Origin of the sequence: Kitasatospora sp. NPDC058444, assembly GCF_042721415.1 — a bacterium.
GTDB lineage: Bacteria > Actinomycetota > Actinomycetes > Streptomycetales > Streptomycetaceae > Kitasatospora.
The window spans coordinates 224376-245045 of sequence record NZ_JBHXLL010000002.1 but is presented as its reverse complement, the minus strand read 5'-3'; the positions used below and the strand labels follow the sequence as shown (position 1 = coordinate 245045).

General features: G+C 70.9%; 18 protein-coding genes and 2 tRNA genes. 5 read left to right on the top strand and 15 right to left on the bottom strand.

Going from position 1 to position 20670, the window contains the following annotated elements:
* Window positions 1–3: 3 nt before the first annotated feature.
* Window positions 4–1068, top strand: coding sequence for an adenosine deaminase (locus tag ACFWP2_RS03695; protein ID WP_380447911.1), 1065 nt, complete (start codon window positions 4–6; stop codon window positions 1066–1068).
* Window positions 1069–1087: 19 nt separating this feature from the next.
* On the opposite strand, the gene ACFWP2_RS03690 is transcribed toward ACFWP2_RS03695, so the two are convergent.
* The 8 genes from ACFWP2_RS03690 to ACFWP2_RS03655 form a co-directional block, all read right to left on the bottom strand.
* Window positions 1088–2131, bottom strand: coding sequence for a UDP-N-acetylmuramate dehydrogenase (locus ACFWP2_RS03690; RefSeq protein ID WP_380447908.1), 1044 nt, complete (start codon window positions 2129–2131; stop codon window positions 1088–1090).
* Between the two features lie 63 nt (window positions 2132–2194).
* Complete coding sequence (locus ACFWP2_RS03685; protein WP_380447906.1) at window positions 2195–3667, bottom strand: MFS transporter; 1473 nt, start codon at window positions 3665–3667, stop codon at window positions 2195–2197.
* 89 nt (window positions 3668–3756) lie between these two features.
* On the bottom strand, window positions 3757–4320 hold the full coding sequence (locus ACFWP2_RS03680; RefSeq protein ID WP_380447903.1) for a TetR/AcrR family transcriptional regulator: 564 nt from the start codon (window positions 4318–4320) through the stop codon (window positions 3757–3759).
* A 107-nt stretch (window positions 4321–4427) separates the two neighbouring features.
* Complete coding sequence (locus tag ACFWP2_RS03675; RefSeq protein ID WP_380447900.1) at window positions 4428–4850, bottom strand: MaoC family dehydratase; 423 nt, start codon at window positions 4848–4850, stop codon at window positions 4428–4430.
* A 5-nt stretch (window positions 4851–4855) separates the two neighbouring features.
* Window positions 4856–5314 (bottom strand): MaoC family dehydratase N-terminal domain-containing protein, encoded by a 459-nt coding sequence (locus tag ACFWP2_RS03670; RefSeq protein WP_380447898.1) that lies wholly within the window; start codon window positions 5312–5314, stop codon window positions 4856–4858.
* Between the two features lie 128 nt (window positions 5315–5442).
* Entirely contained in the window at window positions 5443–5607 is a 165-nt protein-coding gene (rpmG, locus tag ACFWP2_RS03665) for a 50S ribosomal protein L33 (RefSeq protein ID WP_006604855.1), read from the bottom strand.
* Window positions 5608–5690: 83 nt separating this feature from the next.
* Window positions 5691–5763 (bottom strand) — tRNA-Met (locus tag ACFWP2_RS03660).
* Between the two features lie 43 nt (window positions 5764–5806).
* Window positions 5807–5879: transfer RNA gene (locus ACFWP2_RS03655), tRNA-Thr, on the bottom strand.
* A 293-nt stretch (window positions 5880–6172) separates the two neighbouring features.
* Here ACFWP2_RS03655 and ACFWP2_RS03650 point away from each other — a divergent pair.
* Window positions 6173–7441, top strand: a complete 1269-nt coding sequence (locus ACFWP2_RS03650; RefSeq protein ID WP_380447896.1) for a hydrolase — start codon at window positions 6173–6175, stop codon at window positions 7439–7441.
* Window positions 7442–7735: 294 nt separating this feature from the next.
* Here the strand turns inward: ACFWP2_RS03650 and ACFWP2_RS03645 are convergent, their stop codons facing one another.
* The 7 genes from ACFWP2_RS03645 to ACFWP2_RS03615 all read right to left on the bottom strand — a co-directional run bounded on the left by ACFWP2_RS03645 (window position 7736) and on the right by ACFWP2_RS03615 (window position 17946).
* Complete coding sequence (locus ACFWP2_RS03645) at window positions 7736–8410, bottom strand: response regulator (RefSeq protein ID WP_380447894.1); 675 nt, start codon at window positions 8408–8410, stop codon at window positions 7736–7738.
* Entirely contained in the window at window positions 8403–10964 is a 2562-nt protein-coding gene (locus tag ACFWP2_RS03640; protein ID WP_380447892.1) for an ATP-binding protein, read from the bottom strand. The genes ACFWP2_RS03645 and ACFWP2_RS03640 overlap by 8 nt, the downstream gene beginning before the upstream one ends.
* Before the next feature lie 114 nt (window positions 10965–11078).
* Window positions 11079–11714, bottom strand: coding sequence for a potassium-transporting ATPase subunit KdpC (gene kdpC, locus ACFWP2_RS03635; protein ID WP_380447890.1), 636 nt, complete (start codon window positions 11712–11714; stop codon window positions 11079–11081).
* Between the two features lie 23 nt (window positions 11715–11737).
* Window positions 11738–13852, bottom strand: a complete 2115-nt coding sequence (gene kdpB, locus ACFWP2_RS03630) for a potassium-transporting ATPase subunit KdpB (RefSeq protein WP_380447888.1) — start codon at window positions 13850–13852, stop codon at window positions 11738–11740.
* A complete protein-coding gene (gene kdpA / locus ACFWP2_RS03625; RefSeq protein ID WP_380447886.1) occupies window positions 13852–15516 on the bottom strand; it encodes a potassium-transporting ATPase subunit KdpA in 1665 nt (554 codons plus the stop codon). The genes kdpB and kdpA overlap by 1 nt, the downstream gene beginning before the upstream one ends.
* A 1-nt stretch (window position 15517) precedes the next feature.
* Complete coding sequence (gene kdpF / locus ACFWP2_RS03620) at window positions 15518–15607, bottom strand: K(+)-transporting ATPase subunit F (RefSeq protein ID WP_045693083.1); 90 nt, start codon at window positions 15605–15607, stop codon at window positions 15518–15520.
* Between the two features lie 506 nt (window positions 15608–16113).
* Window positions 16114–17946 (bottom strand): APC family permease, encoded by a 1833-nt coding sequence (locus ACFWP2_RS03615; RefSeq protein WP_380447883.1) that lies wholly within the window; start codon window positions 17944–17946, stop codon window positions 16114–16116.
* A gap of 1191 nt (window positions 17947–19137) precedes the next feature.
* Between ACFWP2_RS03615 and ACFWP2_RS03610 the strand changes: the two genes are divergently transcribed.
* From ACFWP2_RS03610 to ACFWP2_RS03600, 3 genes are read left to right on the top strand one after another with little or no spacing between them, the layout of a single operon-like run.
* On the top strand, window positions 19138–19587 hold the full coding sequence (locus tag ACFWP2_RS03610) for a hypothetical protein (RefSeq protein ID WP_380447881.1): 450 nt from the start codon (window positions 19138–19140) through the stop codon (window positions 19585–19587).
* Window positions 19584–20237, top strand: coding sequence for a hypothetical protein (locus tag ACFWP2_RS03605; RefSeq protein WP_380447880.1), 654 nt, complete (start codon window positions 19584–19586; stop codon window positions 20235–20237). The genes ACFWP2_RS03610 and ACFWP2_RS03605 overlap by 4 nt, the downstream gene beginning before the upstream one ends.
* Window positions 20238–20558 carry a nucleotidyltransferase domain-containing protein gene (locus ACFWP2_RS03600; protein ID WP_380447878.1) on the top strand — a complete coding sequence of 107 codons (321 nt, stop codon included), beginning with the start codon at window positions 20238–20240 and terminating at the stop codon, window positions 20556–20558. It abuts the gene before it with no gap.
* Window positions 20559–20670 lie beyond the last annotated feature (112 nt).

The following is a 20670-nucleotide window of genomic DNA, read 5'->3' as shown; positions in this document are numbered from 1 at the left end:
TGAATGGAACGCCTGTTGAACCCGCGAGACGTCAGGGGCCTCCCGAAGGCCCACCTGCACCTGCACTTCACCGGCTCGATGCGGCCCGCCACCCTCCTGGAGCTGGCCGACAAGCACGGCGTCCGGCTGCCGGAGGCGCTCAGCTCCGGCGAGACGCCCCGACTGCGGGCCACCGACGAGCGGGGCTGGTTCCGCTTCCAGCGGCTGTACGACACCGCCCGCTCGGTGCTGCGGGACGAGGAGGACATCCGCCGGCTGGTCCTGGAGACCGCCGAGGACGAGCGGCGGGACGGCTCCCGCTGGCTGGAGATCCAGGTCGACCCGACCTCGTACGCGCCCCGGCTGGGCGGGCTGATCCCCGCGCTGGAACTGATCCTGGACGCGGTGGAGCACGCCGCCGCGGCGACCGGCGTGGGCATCCGGGTCCTGGTCGCGGCCAACCGGATGAAGTCCCCGATGGACGCCCGGACGCTGGCCCGGCTGGCCGTCCGCTACGCCGACCACGGGGTGGTCGGCTTCGGCCTCTCCAACGACGAGCGCCGCGGCCTCGCCCGGGACTTCGACCGGGCCTTCGCGATCGCCCGCAAGGGCGGGCTGCTGGCGGCCCCGCACGGCGGCGAGCTGTCCGGCCCGGAGTCCGTCCGGGACTGCCTGGACGACCTGGGCGCCGTCCGGATCGGCCACGGCGTGCGGGCCGCCGAGGACCCCCGGCTGATGGAGCGGCTGGCGGACCGGCAGGTCACCTGCGAGGTCTGCCCGTCCTCCAACGTCTCGCTCGGCGTCTACGAGCACCCCGAGGAGGTCCCGCTGCGCAGACTCTTCGACGCCGGGGTGCCGCTCGCGCTGGGCGCCGACGACCCGCTGCTGTTCGGCAGCCGGCTGGCCGCCCAGTACGAGCTGGTCCGGGACGTGCTGGGCTTCTCCGACGCCGAACTCGCCGAGCTGGCGCGGCAGTCGGTGCGCGGCTCGGTGGCGCCGGAGGCCGTCCGCAAGGAGCTGCTGGCGGACATCGACGCCTGGCTGGTGGACGGCCGCGCCCCCGCGGAGCCGGCCGCCGTACCCGCCTAGCGCGCGCCGCGGGGCCCGCTCAGAGCTCGACGCCCACCATCACCGGCTCGTTCACCAGCTCCACCCCGAAGGCCTCGCGGACCCCGTCCCGGATCTCCCGGGCCAGCGCCAGCAGGTCCTCGGCGGTGGCCGAGCCGCGGTTGGTGAGCGCCAGGGTGTGCTTGGTGGAGAGCGTCGCCGGGCCGCTGCCGTAGCCCTTGCCGAAGCCGGACCGGTCGATCAGCCAGGCCGCCGAGGTCTTGGTGCAGCCCTCCGGGGCCGGGTAGGCGGGGGCGTCCTCGGCGCCCGGGCGGGTGCGGAAGGACTCGTACTGCGCGGCCGTGAGCACCGGGTTGGTGAAGAAGGAGCCGGCCGACCAGGTGTCGTGGTCCGCCGGGTCCAGCACCATGCCCTTGCCGGCGCGCAGCAGCAGCACCGCCTTCCAGGCAGTGCCGACCGGCACCCGCTCGCCCGGCTCGACGCCCAGGTGCCGGGCGGTCTCGGCGTAGCGGACGGGGGTGGAGAGCCCGCCGCCGTCCTCCAGCCGGAACCGCACCCGCAGCACCACGTAGCGCTCCGGCTCGGCCTTGAAGCGGCTGTGCCGGTAGGAGAACGCGCACTCGGCGTTCGAGAGCACGACCACCTCGTCGGTGGTGCGGTCGTACGCGACCACCTCGGTGATCGACTGCGCGACCTCCTGGCCGTACGCGCCCACGTTCTGCACCGGGGTGGCACCCGCCGAGCCGGGGATGCCGGCCAGGAACTCGATGCCCGCCAGCTCGTGGTCCAGGACGGTCCGGCGGACCACCTCGGACCAGGTCTCGCCGGCCGCGACCTCCAGCACCGTGCCGTCCAGCGCGAAGCCCTCGGTGGCGATCCGCAGCACGGTGCCGGCGAAGCCGCCGTCGCCGATCACCAGGTTGGAGCCGCCGCCGATGACCAGCAGCGGCTCGCCGGCCGCGTCGGCCTCGCGGACGGCGGCGATCACCTCGTCGTCGGTGTGGGCGGTCACCAGGCGGCGGGCCGGGCCGCCGAGCCGGAGCGTGGTCAGCGGGGCGAGGGGGGCGTCGTTTTCTACCAGCACGCCCACCAGCGTACGGGTGGCGGGGGCGCCCTCCGGCACCCCTGCCACCCGCCGCCCGGCGTCTCAGAGCCGCGCGGGCGCGGCCGGCGCCCCGACCCGTTCGTCCGGTGCCCCCGCCGCGGCCACCTCGGCCGCCGAGGCCGCCGCGGCCTTGCGCCGCCGGGGGACGAGCACCGCGGCGAGCGCGCCGAGCCCGACGGCCGCCCCGCCGACGTACAGCGCGGGCACCAGCCCGTCGGTGAAGGCCCGGGCCGACTGGTAGCCGCCCTGCGCCGAGAACACCGCGGCGAGCACGGCCACCCCGAGCGCCCCACCGACCTCGCGCAGCGCGTTGTTGGCGCCGGAGGCGATGCCCTGCTCCTGCGGCCGGACGCTGGCCATCACCAGCTGGGCGGTCGGGCCGAAGTACAGCGACATGCCGATCCCGCAGATCACGATGGCCGGGATCTGGGCGGGGTAGTCGAGGCCGGTGCTCCCGTCCGCGACCAGGCCGAACAGCACCAGGCCGACGGCCTGCAGGGCCAGCCCGGCGACCACGATCGGGCGGCCGCCGATCCGGTCGGAGACGACGCCCGCGACCGGGGCGACCAGCAGCGGCATCGCCGTCCACGGCAGCATCCGCAGGCCCGCCTCCTGCGGGCTGAAGCCGCCGACGCCCTGGAGGTACTGGCTGATCAGGAAGATCGAGCCGAACATCCCCAGGTACATCAGCAGGCTGGCCGCGTTGACGGCGGAGAAGGCCCGGCTGCGGAACAGCCGCATCGGCAGCATCGGGTGGGCGGCCACCCGCTGTTCGTACCAGACGAAGGCGGCCAGCAGCAGGGTGCCGGCGATCAGGGTGCCGAGGACCAGCGGGCTGGTCCAGCCGTCCGGGTTGCCGCGGATCAGGCCGAGGACGACTCCGAACATCCCCAGGCTGACCAGCACGGTCCCGGGCACGTCCAGGGCCCGGCCCGCGCCGCGGCTCTCGCCGAGCCGCAGGTAGGCCAGCGGCAGCAGGACGAGGCCGACCGGGACGTTCACCCAGAAGATCCACTGCCAGGAGAAGTGCTCGGTCAGCGAGCCGCCGATCAGCGGTCCGGCGGCGACGGCGAGGCCGCCGACGCCCGACCAGACGCCGAAGGCCAGTCCCCGCTTGGCCGCGGGCACGGCGGTGGTGAGCAGGGTCAGGGTGAGCGGCATCATCACCGCGGCCCCGGTGCCCTGGAGCGCCCGGGCGGCGATCAGGGCGCCGATGCCCGGGGACAGCGCGGCCGCGGCGGAGCCGACGGTGAAGACCGCCAGGCCGACCAGGAAGATCCGGCGGCGCCCGAAGCGGTCGCCGAGGGCTGCGCCGAACATCAGCAGCACGGCGAAGCTCAGGGTGTAGGCGCTGACCGTCCATTCGAGGTCGGACAGGCCGCCGCCGAGCTCCTCGCGGATCGACGGCAGTGCGGTGGTGACCACCAGGTTGTCCAGGGCGGCCATGAAGCCGGCCGTGCTGACGATCACCAGCGTCCAGATCGCGGTTCTGCCCATGACCGGTTTCTCCGTCATGACGTCCCCCAGTCTTCCTCTAGGTAGTAATTGCTCAATAACTTTCGTGGGCCGAAAAGAGGCCGCGCGGACACCGCCGCACGGCCCGGCTACTCCGGCTCCTCGCACTCGTCGAAGCCGCTCCACATCCGGTGCTCCGGCGGGTAGCCCAGCGCCACCATGGTGTTGATCAGCATCCCGTACGCGAAGAACCGCGTGGCGTCCCTCATGTCCCCGCCGATCCGGATCCTGACCCGGTCGAACAGGCTCTCCCAGAGCCGCCGGGCGGTCTCGCCGACCCCCTCCTCGCCGGCCTCCCGGGCCGCCGAGACCGAGACGTAGAGCTGCATCTGCATCATGAGCTGGTCACGGTCCTCGACCAGGCTCATGTACGCGGCGGACATCGCGTCCGCGGCCTCCTCGCCGGACAGCCCGGCCGAGGCCTCGTCGAAGACCCGCCAGGTGTCCTCGACGCAGCGCTCCGCCGCCGCGGCGAAGATCGCCTGCTTGCCCGGGAACAGCCGGAACAGGTACGGCTGCGAGACGCCCACCCGGCGGGCGATCGCCTCGGTGGAGGTGCCGTGGTACCCACCCCGGGCGAACTCGATCAGGGCGGCCCGGACGACGCTCTCGCGCCGCTCCTCCGCGCTCATCCGGATGCTCGACTTCGCCATGCCCTCAAAGTTAGTGGCCAATCACTACCGAAGCAAGGGCGACGGCCGCCACCGGAGATCCCGCGCGGTGCGGGACCCCGGCCGCGGCCGCCGTCGCGAGGGAGCGCTCAGCCGAGCCGGACGACGGCCCGGGACATCCCGAGCACCTTCTGGCCGCCCGAGGTGGCCACCAGGTCGACCTGCACCCGGCGGTCGTCCAGCTTCTTGGCGACCTTGGCCGAGACCTCGACCACCGCGCCGACCCCGTCGTTCGGCACCGGCACCGGACGGGTGAAGCGCACGCCGTACTCGACCACCGCGGCCGGGTCGCCGACCCAGTCGGTGACCACCCGGATCGCCTCGGCCATGGTGAACATGCCGTGCGCGATGACGTCCGGCAGGCCGACCTGAAGGGCGAACTTCTCGTTCCAGTGGATCGGGTTGAAGTCGCCCGAGGCGCCCGCGTACCGCACCAGTGTGTCGCGGGTCACCGGGAAGGACTGCGCCGGCAGCTCGGTGCCGACCTCGACCTCGTCGTAGCTGATCGCCATCGCGCTCACTCCCCCGCCTCGTCGGCGGCCCGGGCCACCAGGGTCATGACCGACGTCACAACGTGCTCGCCGGTCGCGTCCGTCACCTCGCCACGCACGGTGAGCACGTCGTTGCCCGCCAGCGACTTGATGTTGTCGATGGTCACCTCGACCGACAGCCGGTCACCGGCCCGCACCGGTCGGGTGTAGGCGAACTTCTGGTCGCCGTGCACCACCCGGCTGAAGTCCAGGCCCAGCTCCGGGTCCTCGACCACCTGGCCGGCCGCGCTGTAGGTGATCACGAACGGGAAGGTCGGCGGGGCGATCACGTCGAGGTGGCCCAGCGCCTTCGCCGCCTCCGGGTCGGTGTACGCCGGGTTGGCGTCGCCGATCGCGGTCGCGAACTCACGGATCTTCTCCCGGCCGACCTCGTACGGCTCGGTGGGCGGGTAACTACGCCCGATGAAGGAGGGGTCGAGCGCCATGGCAGCTCCTCGGAACGCGGGTGGATACGCGGGTGGATACGAAAAAACTCCGGGCCGCACCCCCTGTGAGGGATGCGGCCCGGAGTAGAAGACCTGAGTTCACACAGGCCCGGCGCCCTACTGGAGGGTCAGCGGGTCTCGCGGTGCGCGGTGTGCGAGTTGCAGCGGGGGCAGTGCTTCTTCATCTCAAGACGGTCCGGGTCGTTACGCCGGTTCTTCTTGGTGATGTAGTTCCGCTCCTTGCACTCCACGCAGGCCAGCGTGATCTTCGGGCGGACGTCGGTGGCAGCCACGGGAGTGCCTTCCTTGGACAACGAATAAGAACACAACAAGAGTAGCCGACCGGGAGTGCGATCTCCCGACCGACTACGCGGGGTAGCGGTGACCGGACTTGAACCGGTGACACAGCGATTATGAGCCGCTTGCTCTACCAACTGAGCTACACCGCCACAGTGATCCGCAGCACAGCCGAGGCTGACTGCTTCTCACCCGAGCCCCCATGCGGAATCGAACCGCAGACCTTCTCCTTACCATGGAGACGCTCTACCGACTGAGCTATAGGGGCGAACGAGGAAGAGATTACACGTTTCGCGGCCGGAGGTGAAATCCGTATCCCGCGGCGAAGACCGCAGGTGGGCGAGGGGCACGGGCGGACGATCCAAGGCCCGGCGTTCGATCGGCCCGCGAGCCCTGCGGCCCGACCCGATACGACTATTGCCCGCCTCCCGGCGCCCCGCCCCCCGGGCCCATAGGCTCGACGCTCATTGATCGGGAGGACCGGGACCGGGAGGACCGGCCGGCGGCACGGGCCGGCGGCACGGGGCCGACCGCACGGGCCGACGCGAGAAGGAGCCGGCGATGGACAGCGCAGCCGCCGACGGGCCGCACTCCGGACCCGGCCCGGCGGCCAACCCGCTCGGGCACGGCCCGGTCCTGCTCCTCACCGGCGCCCGACTGGCCGACGGCCGGGTGGTGGACGTCCGGATCAGCGGCGACCGGATCCAGGCCGTCGGAACCGTCGGCAGCCTCGGCCCGCTGCCCGCCCTGCCCGGCGCCCCCACCGTCACCACCGGCGCCCGGATCGACCTGCGCGGCTACCTGCTGCTCCCGGCCCCCGCCGAGGCGCACGCCCACTACGACGCCGCCTTCTCCGCCGCCCTGCCCACCCCGCCGCCGGACACCCCGGCCGACCTCACCCGCAGGATCACCGAGGCCGCGCTGACCTCGCTCGGCTACGGCGCCACCGCCCAGCGCACCCACGTCCGGATCGGCGACGTGCACGGGCTGCGCCGGTTGGAGGCGGTGCTCACCGCCCGGCAGGCGCTGCGCGGGCTGGCCGAGCTCCAGGCGGTGGCGATGCCCCGGCTGCTCACCGGGCGGGCCGGCGCGGACGGCCGGGCGCAGCTGCGCGAGGCGCTCAAGCTGGGCGCCACGGCGGCCGGCGGCTGCCCGGAGCTGGATCCGGACCCGGCGGGGTACGTGCAGCTGCTGCTGGAGGCCGCCCGGGAGGCGGACTGCTCGGTGGACCTGCACACCAGCGCCGCCGACGCCGCCCAACTCGCCCGGATGGCAGGCGCGTTGGCGCCGCTTCGGCCACGGGTGACGCTCGGCCCGTGCGGGGCGCTGGCCCGGGGTGCGGCGACGGTGCTGGCGACCAGCGGGATCCGGGTCGTCTGCCTGCCGCAGAACGGCTGCTGCACCGGTCTCGAGGGCCGGGCGACGGGCCTGCGGCCCGGCCTGGTACGGGAGTTGGCGGCGGCCCGGGTGCCGCTGGCGGCGGGCAGCGGGGCGCTGCGCGACCCGTCCAACCCGGTCGGCCGGGCGGATCCGCTGGAATCGGCCTATCTGCTGTCGGCCGGTGGGGAGTTGGACCCGGCGGCGGCGTACGACGCGGTGGCCAACCAGGCCCGGGCGGCGCTCGGGCTGGCGCCGGTCCGGGTGGACGCCGGATTCCCGGCGGAGCTGCTGGCGGTGCGCGGGGACAGCCTGGCCGGGGCGCTCGCGGGCGGGCACAGCCGGCTGGTGGTGCACAGCGGGCGGGTGGTCAGCCGGACCAGCGCGGTCCGGGAGTTCGCGGACACGGTGGCGCTGGCGCTGCCCCGGCAGTCCGGAGGCGGGGACGGCTGAGCCGGGGACGGAGCGCGCGGACGGATGAGCCCGGCCCGGCGGCAATCGGTCCCGAAAGCAGATGGGGGCGCGCGACGGATGTCGCACGCCCCTCCCCCACCTGCTGGCCGTCCTTGGACGGCGGCTGGAGCGGACCCGGGCCTCCCCCACACGGAGCCGGGCCGCTCGCTCGACACCGACACTACGGCCACGGAGCACCACCGCCGAGCGGCCTTGACGCCCTCCTGTCGCCCGGCGGGCCGCTCTTGACGGCTCGTTGACGGGGGCGTGCGCCGGTGCTCGCGCGCCGGTCCGTCAGGGCACGTACCGGTACCCGATCCCTGGCTCGGTGATCAGGTGCCGCGGCCGGGCCGGGTCCCGCTCCAGCTTGCGGCGCAGCCCGGCGAAGTAGACCCGCAGGTAGTTGCCGCGCCCCTCCTGGGCCGGGCCCCACACCTCGCGCAGGATCTGCCGCCCGGGCACCAGTCGCCCGGGGTTGGCCAGCAGCAGGACGAGGATGCGCCACTCCGTCGGGGTGAGCCGGACCGGGCCGTTCGGGCCGTTCACCGCGGTGGCCGCGAGGTCCACGGTGTGGTCGCCGATCACCGGCCGGCTCAGCGGCACGCCGCCCGGCGGCCGGCGCAGCACGGCCCGCAGCCGGGCCAGCAGCTCCTCCATCAGGAACGGCTTGGTGAGGTAGTCGTCGGCGCCCGCGTCCAGGGCGCCCACCTTGTCGGCGGCGTCCGTCCGGCCGGAGAGCACGATGATCGGCATCGCGCTGTGGGCGCGCAGGCCGCGCAGCACGTCCATCCCGTCGAGGTCGGGCAGGCCGAGGTCGAGCAGGACGGCGTCCGGGGCGCTGTGCGCGGCGCGGTCGAGGGCCTCGCCGCCGCTGGCGGCGGTGCGGACGGCGTACTGCCGGGCGCTGAGGTTGATCCGCAGGGTGCGCAGGAGGGCGGGCTCGTCGTCGACGATCAGGATCTCACTCATGTGGCGGTTCCTCCCCGAGGTCTACGGTCCCGGTGCCGGCGGCGGGCAGGGTGAGCAGCATGGTGGTGCCGCCGCCCGGGGTGTCCTCGACCTCCAGGCTGCCGCCCATCGCCTCGGCGAGGCCGCGGGAGAGGGCGAGGCCGAGGCCGACGCCGGTGGTGTTGTCGGTGTCGCCGAGGCGCTGGAAGGGCAGGAAGACCCGGTCGCGGTCCTCGGGGGCGATGCCGGGGCCGCGGTCGATCACCCGGATCTCGACCTGGTCGGCGTGGTGGCTGGCGGTGACCAGGACGGGCGCGCCGGGGGCGTTGTACCGCAGCGCGTTGGTGATCACGTTGGCGAGCACCCGCTCCAGCAGCGGCGGGTCGGCGAGCACCGGCGGGGTCGTGTCCAGGTCGAGCGGCTGGATCGGTGCGCACGGGTCGGGGAGGCTGTCGAGCGCCCGGGGCAGGATCTCGTCCAGGTGGGTCTCGGTGAGGTGCAGGGTGAGCGCGCCGGCCTGGAGGCGGCTCATGTCGAGCAGGTTGTCGACCAGCCGGGTGAGCTTGACCAGCGACTCGTCCGCGGTGGCGAGGAGTTCGGCCTGGTCCTCGTGGGAGAACTCGACGTCGGGGCTGCGCAGCGAGCCGACCGAGGCCCGGGCGGCGGCCAGCGGGGTGCGCAGGTCGTGGCTGACGGCGGCGAGCAGGGCGGTGCGCATCCGGTCCGCGGCCTTGATCGGCTCGACCTCGGCGGCGACCACGGCCAGCCGGTCGCGCTCCAGCGCGGCGGCGACGTGGGCGGCGAAGGCGGTCAGCACCCGCTGGTCGGCGGCGGGCAGCCGGCGGCCGGTGAGCACCAGGACGGCGTCGTGGCCGACCGGGACCTCGGTGGTCTCGTGCGGCCCGTCACCGTCGCCCTGGTGGTCCCCCGCGCAGTGCGCGAGCACCTCGCCGTCAGCCCGGGAGAGCAGGGCGACCGCCCGCATGCCGAAGGCCGTCCGGGACTTCTCCAGCAGGGCGGACAGCGCGTCGGCGCCGCGCAGCACGCTGCCCGCCAGGGTGGAGAGGGTCTCGGCCTCGGCGGTGGCGCGGGCGGCCCGGCTGGTGAGCCGGCCGGCGTGGTCGACCACGGTGGAGACGGTGAGCGCGATCGCGGCGAAGACCACCAGGGCGACGATGTTGTTGGTCTCGCCGATGGTCAGGCTGTGGATCGGCGGGATGAAGTAGTAGTTCAGCAGCACCGAGGCGACGACCGAGGCCAGCAGGGCCGACACGGCGCCGCCGAGCAGGGCGACGATGACCACGCCGAGCTGGAAGATCAGCGCGTCGGTGGTCAGGTTGATGCTGTGGTGCGCCTGCGAGAGCAGGGCGGTGAGCAGCCAGGGCACCGCCAGGCCGGCCAGGTAGCCGGCGATGGTGCGGCGCCGGGAGTGGCGGCGGCCGAGCGAGGGCAGCCGGCCGCGCCCGGTGAACTCGTGGGTGACCATGTGGACGTCGATGTCCTCGGAGGCGTCCACGGTGGTCTGCCCGGTGCCGGGGCCGGTGAGGAAGCGGTTGACCCGGCCGCGGCGGCTGGTGCCGAGCACCAGCTGGGTGGCGTCGTGGGCCCGGGCGAAGGTGAGCAGCGCGGTGGGGACGTCGTCGCCGACGACCACGTGGTAGCTGCCGCCGAGGGTCTCCACCAGCTGCCGCTGCTGGGCGAGCGCGCCGGAGGAGGCGCCGGCCAGGCCGTCGCTGCGGGAGACGTGGACGGCCAGCAGTTCGCCCCCGGCCGTGCGGTCGGAAATCCGGGCGGCGCGGCGGATCAGGGTCTCGCCCTCGGGGCCGCCGGTGAGCGCGACCACGACCCGCTCGCGGGTCTCCCAGACCCGGTCGATGTTGTGGCTGGCCCGGTAGTCGCGCAGGCCCTCGTCCACCCGCCCGGCCACCCAGAGCAGGGCGAGTTCGCGCAGGGCGGTGAGGTTGCCGACCCGGAAGTAGTTCGAGAGCGCGGCGTCCACCTTCTCCGCCCTGTAGACGTTGCCGTGGGCCATCCGGCGGCGCAGCGCCTGGGGGGCCATGTCGACGAGTTCGATCTGGTCGGCCCGGCGGACCACCTCGTCCGGGACGGTCTCGCGCTGCGGGATGCCGGTGATCTTCTGGACGACGTCGTTCAGCGACTCCAGGTGCTGGATGTTGACGGTGGTGATGACGTCGATCCCGGCGGCGAGCAGTTCCTCGACGTCCTGCCAGCGCTTGGCGTGCCGGCCGCCGGGGATGTTGGTGTGCGCGAGCTCGTCCACCAGCACGACGGACGGACGGCGGGCGAGCACGCCGTCGAGGTCCATCTCGTCGAACTCGGCGTCCCGGTAGGAGCGCCGGACCCGGGGCAGGACCTCCAGGCCGTCCAGCATGGCCTCGGTGTGGCGTCTGCCGTGGCACTCGATGTACCCGACCACGACTTCGGCCCCGCGCTCCTGTCTGCGCCGGGCCTCGTCCAACATCCGATAGGTCTTGCCGACCCCCGGCGCTGAGCCGAGGTACACCCTCAGGCGGCCGCCGCGGATGCCGGTGCCGGGGGTGAGGTCGCGGGCCATGGGCACTGCTCTTTCCATCGGGAGGTGGTGCACGTCTGCGGACGCGGGTCGGCCGGCCCGGTCACCCGTATGTGTGTGGCGATGTCACTTCCGGTGATGCCACTTCTGGTGATGTCACTTCTGCTCGCTGAGCGCCTTGTTGAGCAGCACGACGTTGACACCCTCGTTGCCGAGGAAGCCGAGCGAGCGGCTCTCGGTGTACGTGTCGACCAGCCTGCTCACCGCCTCCACCGGCAGGCCGCGGTTCCTGGCCACCCGGTCGACCTGCTCCTTGGCGTACGCGACGGAGACGTGCGGGTCGAGGCCGGAGCCGGAGGCGGTCAGCGCGTCGGCCGGGACGCTCGCCGGGTCGACGCCGTCGAAGGCGGCGACGGCGGCGCGGCGGTCCTCGACGGCCTTCAGCAGGTCCTCGCTGTTCGGGCCCTGGTTGGAGGCCGAGGACGAGGAGGCGTCGTAGCCGGTCCCGGCCGCGGAGGGACGGGGCTGGAACCACTTCGGGTCCGGCTGGGCCTCCTCGTCCGGGTCCTCGGGGTTCTTCTTCGGGAGGTTGAAGCTCTGGCCGATCAGGCTGGAGCCGACCTCCTTGCCGTCGGTCTTCACGGGCGAGCCGTTCGCCTTGTCGCTGAAGGCGACCTGGGAGATGCCGGTGATCAGCAGCGGGTAGGCGATCCCGAGGATCACGGTGAGCACCAGCAGCGCGCGCAGCGCGGTGACGTGGGTGCGCAGAATCGTCGGCAGGGGCTTGGACATGGTTGTTTCTCTCCTTCCCTGCGTCAGTTGAGGCCGGGGATGAACTGGACGATCAGGTCGATCAGCTTGATGCCGACGAACGGCACCACCAGGCCGCCGAAGCCGTAGACCCCGATATTGCGACGCAGCAGCGAACTGGCGTCGGACGGGCGGTACTTGACGCCGCGCAGGGCGAGCGGGATCAGGCCGATGATGACCAGGGCGTTGAAGACGATCGCCGAGGTGATCGCGGACTGCGGGCTGTGCAGGCCCATGATGTTGAGGTGGCTCAGGCCCGGGTAGACCCCGGCGAACATCGCGGGGATGATCGCGAAGTACTTGGCCACGTCGTTGGCGATCGAGAAGGTGGTCAGCGCGCCGCGGGTGATCAGCAGCTGCTTGCCGATCTCCACGATCTCGATCAGCTTGGTCGGGTTGGAGTCCAGGTCGACCATGTTGCCGGCCTCCTTGGCCGCCATGGTCCCGGTGTTCATCGCGACGCCGACGTCGGCCTGGGCGAGCGCGGGGGCGTCGTTGGTGCCGTCGCCGGTCATCGCGACCAGCTTCCCGCCCTCCTGCTCCTTCTTGATCAGGGCCATCTTGTCCTCGGGGGTGGCCTCGGCGAGGAAGTCGTCCACGCCGGCCTCCTCCGCGATCGCCTTGGCGGTCAGCGGGTTGTCGCCCGTGATCATGATGGTCTTGATGCCCATCCGGCGGAGCTCGTCGAAACGTTCCCGCATGCCCTCCTTGACCACGTCCTTGAGGTGGATGACCCCCAGGACGCGGGCGGGCCCGTCGCCGACCTTCGTCGCGACGACCAGCGGGGTGCCGCCGGCCGCGGAGATGCCGTCGACCAGGGTGGACACCTCGTCGGTGACCCGGCCGCCGTTCTCGGTCACCCAGTTGGTGACCGCGCCGGCCGCTCCCTTGCGGACCTGGCGGACGCCTTCGGCTTCGTCCAGGTCCACACCCGACATCCGGGTCTGGGCGGTGAACGGCACCCAGGTGGCGTGGGTCAACTCGCCCTGGGCGCGGGCCCGCAGACCGTACTCGGTCTTCGCGAGGACCACGATCGAGCGGCCCTCCGGGGTCTCGTCCGCCAGCGAGGAGAGCTGTGCGGCGCCGGCCAGTTCGTCGATGGACACGCCCGGGGCGGCCAGGAACTCGGCGGCCTGGCGGTTGCCCAGGGTGATGGTGCCGGTCTTGTCGAGCAGCAGCGTGTTGACGTCGCCGGCGGCCTCCACGGCACGGCCGGACATCGCCAGCACGTTGCGCTGCACCAGCCGGTCCATGCCGGCGATGCCGATCGCGGAGAGCAGCGCGCCGATGGTGGTCGGGATGAGCGCCACGATCAGGGCGACCAGGACGATCATCGACTGCGGGGCGCCCGCGTAGGTGGCCATCGGCTGGAGGGTCACGACCGCCACCAGGAAGACGATGGTCAGCGAGGCCAGCAGGATGTTGAGCGCGATCTCGTTCGGCGTCTTCTGCCGGGCGGCGCCCTCGACCAGGGCGATCATCCGGTCGATGAACGACTTGCCGGGCTCCGAGGCGATCTTCACCACGATCCGGTCCGACAGCACCTTGGTGCCGCCGGTGACGGCACTGCGGTCGCCGCCGGACTCGCGGATGACGGGCGCGGACTCGCCGGTGATCGCCGACTCGTCGACGCTCGCGACACCCTCGACCACGTCACCGTCGCCGGGAATGACCTGGCCGGCCTCGACCACCACGTGGTCGCCGAGCCGCAGGGCGGTGCCGGGCACCTCCTCCTCGGCGTTCGTGGCCGGCCAGTTCGTGAGCCGGCGGGCGACACTCTCGGTCTTGGTCTTGCGCAGGGTGTCGGCCTGGGCCTTGCCCCGGCCCTCGGCCACCGCCTCGGCCAGGTTGGCGAAGACCGTGGTGAGCCAGAGCCACACGGTGATGGCCCAGGCGAAGACGGACGGGTCGGCGATCGCGGAGATCGTGGTGACCACCGAGCCGACCTCGACCACGAACATGACCGGGTTCTTGACCATCACCCGGGGGTCGAGCTTCCTCACCGCGTCCGGCAGGGACGCGAGGATCAGCTTCGGGTCGAGCAGGCCGCTCGCCACTCTGTGCGGCGCGGCGGGCTCCGCCGTGTCGGCCGGTGCGGGGTTGAGCGTAGGGGTGGACATCAGGAGGACAGACCTTCCGCGATCGGCCCGAGAGCCAGGGCCGGGAAGTAGGTGAGGCCGACGACGATCAGGATCACGCCCGACAGCAGGCCCACGAACAGCGGCTTGTGGGTGGGCAGGGTGCCCGGGGTGGCCGGGACCGGCTGCTGCTGGGCGAGCGAGCCGGCCAGCGCCAGGACGAAGACGATCGGCAGCAACCGGCCGAAGATCATCGCCAGGCCGAGCGCGGTGTCGTACCAGTCGGTGTTGACGGTGATGCCGCCGAAGGCCGAACCGTTGTTGTTGGCGGCCGAGGTGAAGGCGTACAGCACCTCGGAGAAGCCGTGGGCGCCCGAGTTGAGCATCCCGGCGCGCTCGCCCGGCAGGGCCATCGCCACACCCGTGCCGACCAGCACGATCGTCGGCGTGGTGAGGATGTACAGCGAGGCGAACTTCATCTCCCGGCCGCCGAGCTTCTTGCCCAGGTACTCCGGGGTGCGGCCGACCATCAGGCCGGCGACGAACACCGCGACGACCGCGAGCACGAGCATGCCGTACAGGCCGGAGCCCACACCGCCGGGCGCGATCTCGCCCAGCATCATGTCGAAGACCGTCAGCCCGCCGCCGAACGGCGTGTACGAGTCGTGGAACGAGTTCACCGCGCCGGTCGAGGTCAGCGTCGTCGAAGCGGCGAACAGCGAGCTGGCGGCGATGCCGAAGCGCTGCTCCTTGCCCTCCATCGCGGCGCCCGCGGCCTGCAGGGCGCCGCCCTGGTGCTGCGACTCCGCGAGGGTCAGCAGGGCGGTCGAGGCGATCCAGAACAGGCCCATCACGGCGACGATCGCGTAGCCCTGGCGGTTGTCCCCCACCATCCGGCCGAAGGTCCGCGGCAGCGCGAACGGGATCAGCAGGATCAGGAAGACCTCGACCAGGTTGGTGAACCCGGTCGGGTTCTCGAACGGGTGCGCCGAGTTGGCGTTGAAGAAGCCGCCGCCGTTGGTGCCCAGCAGCTTGATGACCTCCTGGGAGGCCACCGGGCCGCCCGGGATCTTCTGGACGTCACCCGCGAGACCGGTGACCTCGTGGAAGCCGTGGAAGTTCTGGATCACGCCGTTGGCGGCCAGCACCAGCGCGAAGACGATCGAGATCGGCAGCAGGAGACGCAGGCTGATCCGGGTCAGGTCCACCCAGAAGTTGCCGACCCGGTCGGTCCGGTTGCGGGTGAAGCCCCGGATCAGCGCGGCGACGACGGCTATGCCGACGGCCGCGGAGACGAAGTTCTGCACCGCCAGACCCGCCATCTGCACCAGGTGGCCCATCGCGGACTCGCCGCCGTAGGACTGCCAGTTGGTGTTGGCGACGAACGAGATGGCGGTGTTCCAGGCCTGGTGGCCCTCCATCTGCGGAACACCCAGGTTCAGCAGCAGGTAGCCCTGGAGGCGGATCAGGCCGTAGAGGAAGAGGACGGAGACGGCGGAGAACGCCAGCACCGAACGGAGGTACGCCGGCCAGCGCTGATCGGCGTCGCCGTCGACGCCGATCACCTTGTAGATGCCGCGCTCGACTCTGAGGTGCCTGGCGGAGGTGAGGACGTTGGCGATGTAGTCGCCGAGGGGGCGGTAGCACAGGGCCAGCGCGCCAACAAGGGCGATGACCTGGAGCCAGCCCGCGAGAGTGGATCCCATGTCAGAACTTCTCCGGGAAGATCAGCGCCACGACGAGATAGCCGACGAGCGCGACGGCCACGACCAGACCAGCGATGTTCTCGGCGCTCATGCGGCCACCTCGCTGCGCTCGCCGGGCGCCTGGCGCAACACGCGCCCTTCGATGGTTCGTTCGCTGCGCTCACTCACAGCTTCTCCACCCCCCGCGCGATCAGGGCGATGACGGCGAACACGGCGACCGTGACACCGACGTAGATGAGATCGGACATGGGCTCCACCAGAGTGGTTCGGGAGATGCCGCGACCGGGGCCGGAGGGGCTCGCGCGGCGCCGGCGGACGACCGGCAGATGCAGCAAAGCAGCCGTCAGGGGCGCGTTATGGGGCCCCTGACGCCCTCCATACGGGTGATAGCGCGACGTTGACGCGGCCTTGACGGGCGCTTCACCGGACCGAGACCGCCGTGATCTGGTCGAGACCTGGCGGAGCGGGCACGGAACGGCCCCGGACGGCACGCTGCCGTCCGGGGCCGTTCCCCCCGATCCCGATTCCGTTCCCGTTCCCGTTCCTGGTCCCGCTCCCAGTCCCGTTCCTGGTCCCCCTCCCCAGTCCCGCTCCTGGTCACATCCGCATGCGCAGTCGGCAGACCACCGCGTCGGTGTGCCGCCGCAGGGCGCGGTCGATCACGGCGCCGCGCCGGTTCTGGAGCGCCCGCTGCCACCAGCGGGCCGGCTCGACCTCGGGGATCAGCACGGTCAGCCGCTCGTAGGCGTGCTCCGCCCCCAGCTCGTTGACGAAGTCGGCGATCGGCCGGCCCAGCCTGCGGTGGACGTCCGGGATCTCCACCAGCGGCACGCCCGGACGCCACAGCTCCCAGTCCCGGCGCAGCGCCTCCGCGGCGGCCGGCTCGTGCACCACCGTCACCGCCATGACCTCGTCGCCGAGCGAGAGCGCCGCCGACAGGCCGTCCCGGGTCAGCCGGGTGATCGCGGTCACCGGGACGACGACCAGGCTGCGCTGCCTGGTCACCGGGCCGGGCACCCGGCCCAGCTCCAGCCGCTCGCCGATCCGCTCGTAGCTGCGGTGGACCGCCTCGAACAGCACCACCAGCAGCGGCAGCGCCACCACGATGCCCCAGGCGCCCTCGGTGAACTTGGTGCCGGTGACGACCAGCGCCGCGACGCCGGTGAGCAGCGCGCCGAAACCGTTCAGCGCGGCCTTCCACCGCCAGCCGGACGGCCGGTGCAGCAGCCAGTGCCGGACCATGCCGACCTGGCAGATGGTGAAGCCGACGAACACGCCGATGGAGAACAGCGGCACCAGGCTGTTGACGTCCCCGCCGGAGCCGACCAGCAGCGCCGCCGAGACCGCGGCCAGGAACAGCACGCCGTACCGGTACACCTGGCGGTCGGCGCGCAGCGCGAACAGGTGCGGCAGGTGGTTGTCCCGGGCGAGCAGGTCGAGCAGCACGGGCAGCCCGCCGAAGGAGGTGTTGGCGGCGAGCCCCAGCAGCACCACGGTGGCGAACTGGACGACGTAGAAGCCGAATCCGTGGCCGAGCGAGGCGTCGGCGAGCTGGGCGAGCACGGTGACGCCCTCCACCGGCTGGAGGTGGAAGCGGCCGATCAGCACGGCCAGCCCGATCAGCATCACGCCGAGCAGCGCGCCGAGCGCGACCTCGGTGTGCTGGGCGCGCTTGACCCGCGGAGTGCGGAAAGAGGGGACGGCGTTGGCGACCGCCTCCACGCCGGTCAGCGCGGAGCAGCCGGCCGCGAAGGCCTTGAGCAGCAGCAGCGCGCCGACGGTGGTCGCGTTCTCGGCGAGCGCCGAGGCGTGGCCGGCCGCGGCCGCGGTGCTGGCCGGGCCGTCCCGGAACAGTCCGACCACGATGATCGCCAGGATGGAGAGCACGAAGACGGCGGTCGGCGCCATGAACCAGCGCGCCGACTCGGCGATCCCCCGCAGGTTCACCGCGGTGACCAGCGCGAGCACGCCGAGGCAGAGCCAGACCCGGTCGTCGTACAGGCCCGGGACGGCCGAGGTGAGCGCGGCGACGCCGGCGGTGACGGAGACCGCGACGTTCAGGACGTAGTCGATGACCAGCGAGGCGGCCGCGGTCAGCGCGGTCCGGCGGCCCAGGTGCGCCTTGGCCACCGCGTAGGAGCCGCCGCCGTCCGGGAACGCCGCGATCACCTGCCGGTAGGAGGCGACCAGCACCGCCAGCAGCAGGGCGATCGCCGCGGTGACCGGCAGCGTGAAGCCCAGCCCGTACGCCCCGGCGGCGGCGAGCACCAGCACGATCGACTCGGGCCCGTACGCGACCGAGGCCATGGCGTCCAGCGAGAGCGCGGCCAGCCCGCCGAGCGCGCTGAGCCGGTGCCGCTCGTCGCCCGCACCGGTGTCCGGCGGCTCTGGTTCGGCCGTGACGGCCGGAGTGGTGGTGGCGCTGGACATCGGACGGGACCTCCGCAGTCGGTAGTTGGTCCGATCCTGCGGTCCGCACGCCCACCGCCCGGCGGGCCCCTACGCGTTCCTGACGCCGCCGCGAGCGGCCTTGACGTGCCCTTGACGCGGCGGCCACGCCGCGTCAAGGGCACCGTCCGGAGGCTGTTGGCGGGGGTGGGGCGAGCCGCTGTCCCGGCGGTCGCCGGCTGGGAAGACGATCAGCTCTGTCGAAGGACTCCCACCCCCGGCCCCCACTCTGCTGCCTACCCCCAGTAATTGCAAGCAATGTGCAATAAGTCGCCCCACTCGAGCCCCCTCCCCACGGAACCGCCCGGAACAGCACAACAGCCCCCGATCCACGTTTCCGCAGATCGGGGGCTGCTTCTCCATCCTGTGGCTGGTGCAGGGTTCGAACCTGCGTAGCTTGCGCACGACAGAACTACAGGCCGCTGACCAGGGGTGCTCTGACCAGGCAACTCTTGCCCCCTCCCACCATCCGGTCCGCCCCTGGTCCAGATCATGGCCTCGGCGACCCCACCAGCGGCGGCGTGCATGCGAGCGGGAGTGGCGGACTGCTACAGGTTTCGCCTCTCCATCAAGGCGCCTCCCTGCGATCGGCAGGGCAGGTGGGCGAAGCCCAAGGAAGGCACATCAACGGGCGGATCGAGATCCGGTAAGGACTCCCCGGATCACCTGGACCTACGTCAGAACAGTCTCACCGTTGGTTCAGGGCGCCGGCCACGGCACGGGCGGTGCCGGCCTCCACCCCGTGCAGCGGAGGGAAGGCACACAGGGTGCACCTCAGAACCAACCCCGCCGCAGCCCGGGACGGGCGGCCACCTGGCTTCGTACTCGGTAGCAATTCCACCAATCGGCGCTCATCCGTCGGGCTCATCTGGCAAACTCGGCAGGCATCTGCATTGCGAAAGAAGGGAACCACCAGTGGCTTGCTCAGCAGGACGCCCCAGCCTCAGCCAGGATTCCGATCGGTCCCTATTTGCAGAATCAGCTGGCACCTGCCTAATGTGCAACACCACTCTCTTCCCTTCTGATTCCAAACGCAAGAAGTCGATCTCCATTGCCGAGCGAGCCCATGTAGTGGCACATAGCGATGGCGGGCCGCGAGCGGACACTGCAGTTCCACAGGAAATGCGTGACGATCCAGAAAATTTGGTCCTCCTCTGCCCAAGTTGTCACACCATGGCGGACAAGGATCCCGATGGATATCCGACGGAAGTCCTGATGGGAGCTAAGGTAGCGCGAAAGCAGGCGGTTTCCCTCATCGGCGGGACTCCATTCTTTGCCAGTCGACCCCAGGCGCGCCGAGCCGTGAAGAAGATTTTGAGGAAGAATAGGATAGCTTTCCGAGAAAATGGGCCCAACCCTGAAACTGGCGGCATCGAATCGAGCGAGCGTGCAGAAATTTGGTCAGATTGCGTCCTTCGCGAAATCGTGCCAAATAATCGCCTCATTGTGGCCATTGTGGAAATAAATGAGGGCTTGGCAACCGATGACGAGATTGATGCAGCGGAACTTTTGAGGAACCACACGGATGCGCTAGAGAGGAAGCATCTGGGGCATCCACTTCTGGGTCCATCTCCCCGATTCCCTCTGCAGATCGAGCTACTTTTCGAGGATGGAGAGCAATGAACGACTTCCGCTACGCTACCAGCTGGTTCGCCCCGAAGATCTCCGACCATGACGCGGTGGAGTCGGCCACACAAATTTCCAGCCGCCATCTTATGGTACAGCGGAAGTACTCCAGGCCTTTTAGCCTTGCCGCCGTTACGGGCGTCGAAACGCTGACTCCAAAAATGGTGGATAAGATCCTGGACGAAACACAGGCTGAAATCATTTGCTTGGTACCCAAGGCATCCCACTACCTTTGGGCAGCCAGGGAGAAAGCACAGGCTCGGGGGTCCGACGTTCAAACCATGAGTGAAGTCTTCTGGGCGATCACAGAGGAGGACCCGAAGGGGTTCCTAAATAAGGATGTCGCCATTACACGTCGAATCTTGGGCCAGCATTCGCGCGTGCGGACAGTGGAGATGATCTGCGAGGCCTCCATGAAGCTCATCAGGGAGGGGGCGCGATCCGATCTCCATCTTGCCGTTGAGTATCAATACGAGTTTGGCGTTGAGGCTCTTGTGCGAGCCCTTGAGCGCCACCCAGGAGTGAAGGTCGTACTAAATTCCAATCCAAATGGAAGAGAAACGAGTGCGGCATTGACACATGCAGGACACGCTGGCGTCAGATTGCTTGGCATGAGTTCCCTCATGAGCGAACTCGGGAAGCTCTAAATGGATTTCAGTTCGCCAATTATGGCGACGATAGAGGAGTATATCTCCGGAATTCAAGGTACCCCGCCAGGGCGGATCGAGCTACACATCTTTGGCTCCATCCTGAGGCCTTCTAGTGCACCTCCAAGTGATATTGACATTGCCATCATCTATGAAAGTCAAGACTTTGACTTTGTTCACGATATTTGCGGACGATTGAGAGGTCTAGACACTACTCCGCCGATTGATGTTATAGCGCTAAACATCGAGGAGGAGGAGGAGACGGATTTTCTGAGGCTGGTCCAGGCTCGGAAGCTCTGGTCATCGCAAACGGATCGCTAGCCACAGGCCGGTTTTGCCAAAGAGCAGGCAAAGGCGCTGGTGGAATGCTTCGGGCTGGCATGGATCCTGCGCCGCCTCATCGAGACCGGACCACCCCGGCCCTGAAGGGGCA

Bases quoted from the DNA above. Each gene is read 5' to 3' on its own strand.
- ACFWP2_RS03685 (WP_380447906.1), bottom strand. From the start codon at position 3,667: ATGACGGAGAAACCGGTCATGGGCAGAACCGCGATCTGGACGCTGGTG.
- ACFWP2_RS03605 (WP_380447880.1), top strand. From the start codon at position 19,584: ATGAACGACTTCCGCTACGCTACCAGCTGGTTCGCCCCGAAGATCTCC.
- kdpA (WP_380447886.1), bottom strand. From the start codon at position 15,516: ATGGGATCCACTCTCGCGGGCTGGCTCCAGGTCATCGCCCTTGTTGGC.
- kdpC (WP_380447890.1), bottom strand. From the start codon at position 11,714: ATGTCCAAGCCCCTGCCGACGATTCTGCGCACCCACGTCACCGCGCTG.
- ACFWP2_RS03640 (WP_380447892.1), bottom strand. From the start codon at position 10,964: ATGGCCCGCGACCTCACCCCCGGCACCGGCATCCGCGGCGGCCGCCTG.
- kdpF (WP_045693083.1), bottom strand. From the start codon at position 15,607: ATGAGCGCCGAGAACATCGCTGGTCTGGTCGTGGCCGTCGCGCTCGTC.
- ACFWP2_RS03615 (WP_380447883.1), bottom strand. From the start codon at position 17,946: ATGTCCAGCGCCACCACCACTCCGGCCGTCACGGCCGAACCAGAGCCG.
- ACFWP2_RS03650 (WP_380447896.1), top strand. From the start codon at position 6,173: ATGGACAGCGCAGCCGCCGACGGGCCGCACTCCGGACCCGGCCCGGCG.
- ACFWP2_RS03610 (WP_380447881.1), top strand. From the start codon at position 19,138: ATGGCGGACAAGGATCCCGATGGATATCCGACGGAAGTCCTGATGGGA.
- ACFWP2_RS03670 (WP_380447898.1), bottom strand. From the start codon at position 5,314: ATGGCGCTCGACCCCTCCTTCATCGGGCGTAGTTACCCGCCCACCGAG.
- ACFWP2_RS03675 (WP_380447900.1), bottom strand. From the start codon at position 4,850: ATGGCGATCAGCTACGACGAGGTCGAGGTCGGCACCGAGCTGCCGGCG.
- ACFWP2_RS03600 (WP_380447878.1), top strand. From the start codon at position 20,238: ATGGATTTCAGTTCGCCAATTATGGCGACGATAGAGGAGTATATCTCC.
- ACFWP2_RS03680 (WP_380447903.1), bottom strand. From the start codon at position 4,320: ATGGCGAAGTCGAGCATCCGGATGAGCGCGGAGGAGCGGCGCGAGAGC.
- kdpB (WP_380447888.1), bottom strand. From the start codon at position 13,852: ATGTCCACCCCTACGCTCAACCCCGCACCGGCCGACACGGCGGAGCCC.
- ACFWP2_RS03645 (WP_380447894.1), bottom strand. From the start codon at position 8,410: ATGAGTGAGATCCTGATCGTCGACGACGAGCCCGCCCTCCTGCGCACC.
- ACFWP2_RS03695 (WP_380447911.1), top strand. From the start codon at position 4: ATGGAACGCCTGTTGAACCCGCGAGACGTCAGGGGCCTCCCGAAGGCC.